Source organism: Sphingobium indicum BiD32, from assembly GCF_000382885.1.
Classification (GTDB): Bacteria; Pseudomonadota; Alphaproteobacteria; order Sphingomonadales; family Sphingomonadaceae; genus Sphingobium; species Sphingobium japonicum_C.
In genome coordinates, this window is sequence record NZ_CAVK010000137.1 from 1 (window position 1) to 7,224 (window position 7,224).

The window sequence follows — 7,224 nt, forward strand, 5'->3', positions numbered from 1 at the left end:
TAAATCGTCACCACGCCCTAATTATTAACCCGTAGCATACCCGATAGGCTTGCATGGCTATCTCAATGTAGTTTCCGCTCACCCGTTTGTATAATTCCAGGATCGCTTGCGTCTTTGTATGCAGACAACAATTGAGCAGCTAGTTGACGATCCAAAAGCTGTTCAAGTGACGATAAATCTAATTTTCCAGCCTTCTCAGACTCATCTGCAGCTTCAAGCGCATTATAGTAAGGTGCCTTATTTGCAGCGATTTGTTCCGGTATCGTTTCCGATCCTGGTAGCCGATAGCCTAACTTTGCACAAAGCACAAAATACGAGAGAGCCCTAGAGGTTCTTCCATTGCCATCTGGGAACGGATGTATCCAGTTCAGACGCCACATCACATATGCGCAAAGATGCAATGCAGTCGCTTCAGAGAACTGCTCCATGACATAATCGCACATTTCTTCGACCAAACCAGCGACTGCTGCCGCAGTTGGAGTTACGTGCTTACTCTCGCTTATCTTGACATCGCCCGGCCGGTATGTGCCAGCATATAATGACAAGCCATCCATCGCAACACGATGTAAATCCAACATCATTGAAGGACGAAGTCGAAAGGGACGATCACCCCTCACAACATCGTCGATCAAATCCAGCACTCGATCGAATTGCGCGACCGCATTCTCAGATTCTCGCCGTGCTTCTTCAATTGGATCAGTGATTAAAGAAGCACTAGCTGCTTCACTATGCCTCTGATTATCACTCACTTGTCATGCTTACCAAGCTTGTCTGCAGCTTCATCAACCATTTGTCTAGTTACAAGCGCATTTTCAATATGAGCGTTGCCATACGCGAAGCTACGACGCTGCCTTTCTTTCTGATAATCAGACATCGGCTGCGCTTTAGAAGCTTCGATTAGCTCCCTTAAATTCGCATTCATAAAATTCTCCTCGGAGCTTCCGGCAACATACCAACTGTATAAACCATAAGGGCTGCCAAAGGTATCAACAAGCGAGTTTCCTTCTCGTTCGTCGCAAATCGTGGGTGTTCAACAAAGGCGACCTACGCCCTAAACTATATCAATCCCGCTCCCTATCCCCAGCGCCCATATACAGTTCACTTCCCGTTTCCCTGAACACGCGGCTCATCTCCGCCATGCCCTGTTCGGCAAGGGCCGCGTCCAGCGGCGCGCCCCCTCCACCAGCCTGCGGCTGGTTCCCCTCCCCGTGCCGGGGAGGATTGGCCGCGATGAAGGCGTCGGCTTCCTGATTCTGCTTCGCCGCAAAATCGCGGGTTGCGAGATCGCCTCCATCCCCCGGATGGAGGCTATTTGCTGCCCTTCCGGCAGCAAATTCTCTTACCTCCTGCGTGATCTTCATCGAGCAAAACTTAGGCCCGCACATGGAGCAGAAATGCGCCGACTTCGCGCCTTCGGCTGGCAGCGTCTGGTCGTGATATTGCTCGGCCGTGTCGGGGTCCAACGACAGGTTGAACTGGTCCCTCCAGCGGAACTCGAACCGTGCGCGGCTCAGTGCGTCGTCGCGGACCTTGGCCGCCGGGTGACCCTTGGCCAGGTCGGCGGCGTGGGCGGCCAGTTTGTAGGTGACCACGCCGACCTTCACATCGTCGCGGTCGGGCAGGCCCAGATGCTCCTTGGGCGTGACATAGCAAAGCATAGCCGTGCCGTACCAGCCGATCATCGCCGCGCCGATGCCGCTGGTGATATGGTCGTAGCCCGGCGCGATGTCGGTGGTGAGCGGTCCCAGCGTGTAGAAGGGGGCTTCGCCGCAGGCTTCGAGCTGCTTGTCCATATTCTGCTTGATCTTGTGCATGGGGACATGGCCCGGTCCCTCGATCATCACCTGCACATCCTGTGCCCAGGCGCGTTTGGTCAGTTCGCCCAGCGTGTAGAGTTCGCTGAACTGCGCTTCGTCATTGGCGTCGGCGATCGATCCGGGGCGCAGGCCGTCGCCCAGCGAATAGGCGATGTCATAGGCTTTGCAGATTTCGGTGATCTCGTCGAAATGTTCGTAGAGGAAGCTTTCCTTGTGATGGCTGAGGCACCATTTCGCCATGATCGAGCCACCGCGCGAGACGATGCCGGTGACGCGCTTCGCCGTCATCGGGATATAGGCGAGGCGCACGCCGGCATGGATGGTGAAATAGTCGACGCCCTGTTCGGCCTGCTCGATCAGCGTGTCGCGGAAAATCTCCCAGGTCAGATCCTCGGCCACGCCGCCGACCTTTTCGAGCGCCTGATAGATGGGGACGGTGCCGATCGGGACCGGCGAATTGCGCAATATCCATTCGCGCGTGTCATGGATGTTGCGGCCGGTGGACAGGTCCATCACCGTGTCTGCGCCCCAGCGGATCGACCAGACCAGCTTGTCGACTTCGGATGCGACGTCGCTGGCGACGGCTGAGTTGCCGATATTGGCGTTGATCTTGACCAGGAAATTGCGGCCGATCGCCATCGGTTCGGATTCGGGGTGGTTGATATTGCTGGGGATGATCGCCCGGCCGCGCGCCACTTCATCGCGGACAAATTCGGGCGTCACATAATCGGGGATGGTCGCGCCCCAATCCTGGCCGTCGCGGATATATTCAGCGAGGCGCGCGCGACCCAGATTTTCGCGCTCGGCGACATATTCCATTTCCGGGGTGATGATGCCGCGCCGGGCATAATGCATCTGGCTGACATTCGCGCCCGGTTTGGCGCGCAAGGGGCGGCGGTGGAGACCGGGAAATTGCGCGACGCCACCGGAGCGATCCGGGCCTTTGAGGCCATTATCCTCCGGCTTCACCTCGCGCGGATCATATTCCTCCACATCGCCCCGCGCCAATATCCAGTCGCGGCGCAACTGCGGCAGGCCCGCCATGATGTCGATCTGCGCATTGGGATCAGTGTAAGGACCGGACGTGTCATAGACCCGCACCGGCGCCTCGCCGCTGCCCGGCTCCAGCGTGATTTCGCGCATCGCGACCTTGAGCGGGCCGACATGGATCTTCTTCGATCCACGGATAGCGCCTGTCGTAACGCGCATTTCAGTGCGGGCGGGGACGTCTGCCATAAGTCACTCTCCTTGCAGCGAAAGAGAGAGAATGCGGGCGGTGTGAGTGCGCGCTTACCCTCCCTACGCCGGTGTTAGCCGGATCAGGTTCAGCGGGTCGCGGCCACAAAGCCGCCTCTCAACCGTCTGCGGACGGTCCCCCGGGGATGGTGCGAAGCGTAAGGGGTTTGGCGCGCGGGGTCCAGTATCTTGTCATCGCATCGCCGGGGCGGGCCGCGATGGCGCAGATTCTTTGCCCGCCAAATCATTTGCATATTGCATTGCAACAGGGGGTAGCGTTTGATCCGCGCCATGCTCAAAGCCGCGCTCCACCACCGCACCGCCTATCGCTACAGCCGCTCGATCCGGCTTGGCCCACAGGTCATCCGCCTGCGCCCCGCGCCGCACAGCCGGACCAAGGTGCCCAATTATGCGCTGAAGATCGAACCGGCGGGGCATTTCCTGAACTGGCAGCAGGACCCGCACGGCAATTGGCTGGCGCGCGTCGTCTTTCCAGAGCCAGTCGATCATTTCAGTATCGAGGTCGACCTGCTCGCCGATCTGGACATCATCAACCCGTTCGATTTCTTCGTGGAGCCGTACGCGGAAAATTATCCCTTCGCCTATGACGATCAGCTGAAAACCGATCTGGCCGCCTATTTCGACATCGAGCCGCAGGGCGCGATGTTCGAGGCGATGGTGGCGCAATATGACGGCTATCAGAGCCGCACCGTGGACTTTCTGGTCGAGGTGAACCGCCGCCTGCAACAGCAGGTCGGCTATGTCATCCGCATGGAGGCGGGCGTGCAGACGCCGGAGGAGACGCTGGAGATCGGGACGGGATCGTGCCGCGATTCCGCCTGGCTGCTGGTGCAATTGCTGCGGCGGCTGGGCTTTGCCGCGCGCTTCGTGTCGGGCTATTCGATCCAGCTGGTCGCTGATGTCGAGCCGATCGAGGGGCCGAAGGGGGTCAGCCAAGACGTCGTTGACCTGCACGCCTGGGCGGAGGCCTATGTGCCGGGCGCGGGCTGGGTGGCGCTGGACGCGACCAGCGGCATGTTTGCGGGCGAGGGGCATATTCCGCTGTGCGCGACCCCGCATTACAAGTCCGCCGCGCCGATCAGCGGCATGGCCGAACCCGCCGAGGTCGATTTCGATTTCGCGATGACCGTCAGCCGCATTGCCGAGGCGGTGCGGATCACCAAGCCCTTCACCGACAAGCGCTGGGACGCGGTGATGGCGCTGGGGGCGAAGGTCGACGCTGATTTGCAGGCGCAGGACATGCGGCTGACCATCGGCGGCGAGCCGACCTTCGTGGCGGTGGACGGCGGCGACGCGGGCGAATGGAATGGTGACGCGGTCGGCCCGACCAAGGCGGCCTATGCCGACCGGCTGATCCGCAAGCTGCGGGCTTCCTTTGCGCCGGGCGGCCTGCTGCATCATGGGCAGGGCAAATGGTATCCGGGCGAAAGCCTGCCGCGCTGGGCCTATGCGGTCTATTGGCGCACCGACGGCACGCCGATCTGGCGCGACGAGAGCCTGATCGCGCCCGACGATGCGCCCGACGGGGCGCGGACGGTGACGCCGGACGATGCCCGCGCTTTCCTGAGCCATATGGCCGGCAATATGGGCTTTTCCGACGAATATACCCATGCGGTGTTCGAGGATCCGGCGGTCTGGTCGATCAAGGAAGCCGACCTGCCGATCAACGCCACGACCGACGATCCCAAGATCAGCGACCCCGAAGCGCGCGCGCGGATGGTCAAGACGTTCGAGCGCGGGCTGGACCAGCCGGTCGGCTATGTCCTGCCGGTGCAGCGCTGGCAAAGCCAGGTCGCAAAGCCCCGCTGGCAGAGCGAAATCTGGCAGTTGCGGCGTGGCAAGCTGTTCGCGGTGCCGGGCGATTCGGCGCTGGGCTATCGCCTGCCGCTCGGCTCCCTGCCCTATGTGCCGCCGTCCGAATACCCCTATATCCACCCCCGCGACACCAGCGAACCGCGCGAGCCCTTGCCCGATTTCCGGGTGCAGCTGGTGCAACAGGCCAATGTAGAGGAAGTGCGTGCGCAACAGTCGCAGCGGGTTGCAGGACCAGAGGGCGGGGTCGAGGCGCAGGCGCGGGTCGAGCAGGTCATTATCGAAGGCGCCGTCCGCACCGCCGTGACGGTCGAGCCGCGCGGCCATTATCTGTCGGTATTCCTGCCCCCGGTGCAGGCGCTGGAAGATTATCTGGAGCTGATCGCCGAGGTCGAGGCGGCAGCCGAAGCGCTGCGGATTCCGGTGCGGATCGAGGGCTATTCGCCCCCGCCAGACCCGCGCATCGCGGTGCTGAAGGCGACGCCCGACCCCGGCGTGATCGAGGTCAATGTCCACCCAGCATCGAGCTGGGACGAGACGGTCGCGATCACCGAGCAGCTCTATGCCTATGCCCGCGAATGTGATCTGACCGCCGACAAGTTCATGGTCGATGGCCGGTCGGTAGGCACCGGCGGGGGCAATCATATCGTGCTGGGCGGGCCGACGCTCAATGATTCGCCCTTCATCCGGCGGCCCGACCTGCTCAAGAGCTTCGTCCTCTACTGGCAGCGGCATCCCTCGCTCTCCTACCTCTTCTCGGGCCTGTGCATCGGCCCGACGAGCCAGGCCCCGCGCATCGACGAAGCCCGGCATGACGGCCTTTATGAGCTGGAGATCGCGCTGGCGCAGGTACCCAACCCGTTTGCGGGCGAAGGCGCGTCGCCGCCCCCATGGCTGGTCGACCGGCTGTTCCGCAACCTGCTGGTCGATGTGACGGGCAACACCCACCGCACAGAAATCTGCATCGACAAGATGTTTTCGCCCGATGGCCCGACCGGACGGCTGGGGCTGCTGGAGTTTCGCGGCTTTGAAATGCCGCCCGAAGCGCGGATGAGCCTGGCGCAGCAATTGCTGATCCGCGCGCTGGCAGCGTGGTTCTGGCGGCAACCGCAGCAGGGCAATCTGGTGCGTTGGGGGACGACCCTGCATGACCGTTTCATGCTGCCCCATTTCGTCTGGGCCGATTTTCTGGAAATCCTGTCCGACCTGCGCGGCGCGGGCTATGATTTCGACCCCAACTGGTTCGAGGCGCAGCGGCAATTCCGCTTCCCCATCCATGGCGCAGTCGATGCGGGTGGCGTGAACCTGGAGATCAGCCATGCGCTCGAACCCTGGAACGTGCTGGGCGAAACCGGGGCGATCGGCGGCACGGTGCGCTATGTCGACAGTTCGACCGAACGATTGCAGGTCCGCGCAACAGGTCTGGTCGCGGGTCGCCATATCGTCGCGTGCAACGGGCGGCAGGTGCCGATGACGGCGACCGCCGTGCCGGGCGAAGGCGTGGGCGGCGTCCGTTACAAGGCTTGGGCACCGGCCAATTGCATGCATCCCAACCTGCCCGCCAATGCGCCGCTGACCTTCGACGTGCTGGACAGTTGGAGCGGGCGGTCGCTGGGCGGATGCGTCTATCATGTCGCGCATCCGGGCGGGCGCAATTACGACACGCTGCCGATCAACGGCTATGAGGCCGAAGCGCGGCGCAAGGCGCGCTTTCAGGACCATGGCCATACCCCCGGCCCGGTCGACATGCCCGCCGCCGAACCGGCGGGCGAGTTTCCGATGACACTGGACCTGCGCTTCAGGCATCCGGGCGCTTGAGGGCGTTTTGGTGGACGCTGACGCAAGACTGAACTGGGCCGACGCCTATCTGGCCAGTGCGCCCGCTGGCGATCTGTTTGCCGGCGCAGCGCCCGCCATGCAGAATCGCTGGCGCGCCATGCTGGACCGGCTGTCCAGCCAAGCGCAGGGCAATCCCGCGATGCTGGCGGACAATGTCGCGCGGCAGGCGATCGACCTGGGGATGGCGTTCCGCCTGACCGGGGACGAACAGGAACGGTCCTGGCCATTGGGGCCGATCCCGATGCTGATCGATGCGGGCGAATGGGCGCATATCGAACAGGGTCTGGCCCAGCGCGCCGACTTGCTGGAACAGGTGATCGGCGATATTTACGGCAGCCAGTCGCTGGTGCACGAAGGCAAGCTGCCCGCCAGCGTCATCACCGGCAGCCCGCATTATTGGCGGGTGATGACCGGCACGCCGCCGCCACGCGGCCATCATCTCCATTTCTATGCGGCCGACATCGGCCGTGGCCCGGCGGGCGAATGGCGCGTTCTGGCC

At 62.3% G+C, this 7,224-nt stretch carries 5 protein-coding genes and 1 riboswitch; of the genes, 2 read left to right on the top strand and 3 right to left on the bottom strand.

All coding sequences use genetic code 11. The features are described 5' to 3' along the window. Positions 1-62: 62 nt before the first annotated feature. The 3 genes from EBBID32_RS23630 to thiC all read right to left on the bottom strand — a co-directional run bounded on the left by EBBID32_RS23630 (position 63) and on the right by thiC (position 3,053). A complete protein-coding gene (locus EBBID32_RS23630) occupies positions 63-749 on the bottom strand; it encodes a Fic family protein (protein ID WP_081628090.1) in 687 nt (228 codons plus the stop codon). Continuing rightward, positions 746-922, bottom strand: coding sequence for a hypothetical protein (locus EBBID32_RS24590; RefSeq protein ID WP_196805662.1), 177 nt, complete (start codon positions 920-922; stop codon positions 746-748). The genes EBBID32_RS23630 and EBBID32_RS24590 overlap by 4 nt, the downstream gene beginning before the upstream one ends. A 139-nt stretch (positions 923-1,061) precedes the next feature. Then, positions 1,062-3,053 (bottom strand): phosphomethylpyrimidine synthase ThiC, encoded by a 1,992-nt coding sequence (gene thiC, locus EBBID32_RS13475; RefSeq protein WP_006958770.1) that lies wholly within the window; start codon positions 3,051-3,053, stop codon positions 1,062-1,064. A gap of 43 nt (positions 3,054-3,096) precedes the next feature. Then, a riboswitch (TPP riboswitch) is annotated at positions 3,097-3,206 on the bottom strand. A gap of 138 nt (positions 3,207-3,344) precedes the next feature. On the opposite strand from thiC, the gene EBBID32_RS13480 reads away from it, so the two are divergent. Together EBBID32_RS13480 and EBBID32_RS13485 are read left to right on the top strand one after the other, a co-directional pair. Then, entirely contained in the window at positions 3,345-6,704 is a 3,360-nt protein-coding gene (locus EBBID32_RS13480) for a transglutaminase family protein (protein ID WP_006958774.1), read from the top strand. A 10-nt stretch (positions 6,705-6,714) separates the two neighbouring features. After that, positions 6,715-7,224 (top strand): circularly permuted type 2 ATP-grasp protein (locus tag EBBID32_RS13485; protein ID WP_196805663.1); only part of this gene is annotated, 510 nt, incomplete at its 3' end.

Excerpts from the sequence above, each read along its gene's own strand:
- EBBID32_RS13480 (WP_006958774.1), top strand. The coding sequence starts at position 3,345 with ATGCTCAAAGCCGCGCTCCACCACCGCACCGCCTATCGCTACAGCCGC.
- thiC (WP_006958770.1), bottom strand. The coding sequence starts at position 3,053 with ATGGCAGACGTCCCCGCCCGCACTGAAATGCGCGTTACGACAGGCGCT.
- EBBID32_RS24590 (WP_196805662.1), bottom strand. The coding sequence starts at position 922 with ATGAATGCGAATTTAAGGGAGCTAATCGAAGCTTCTAAAGCGCAGCCG.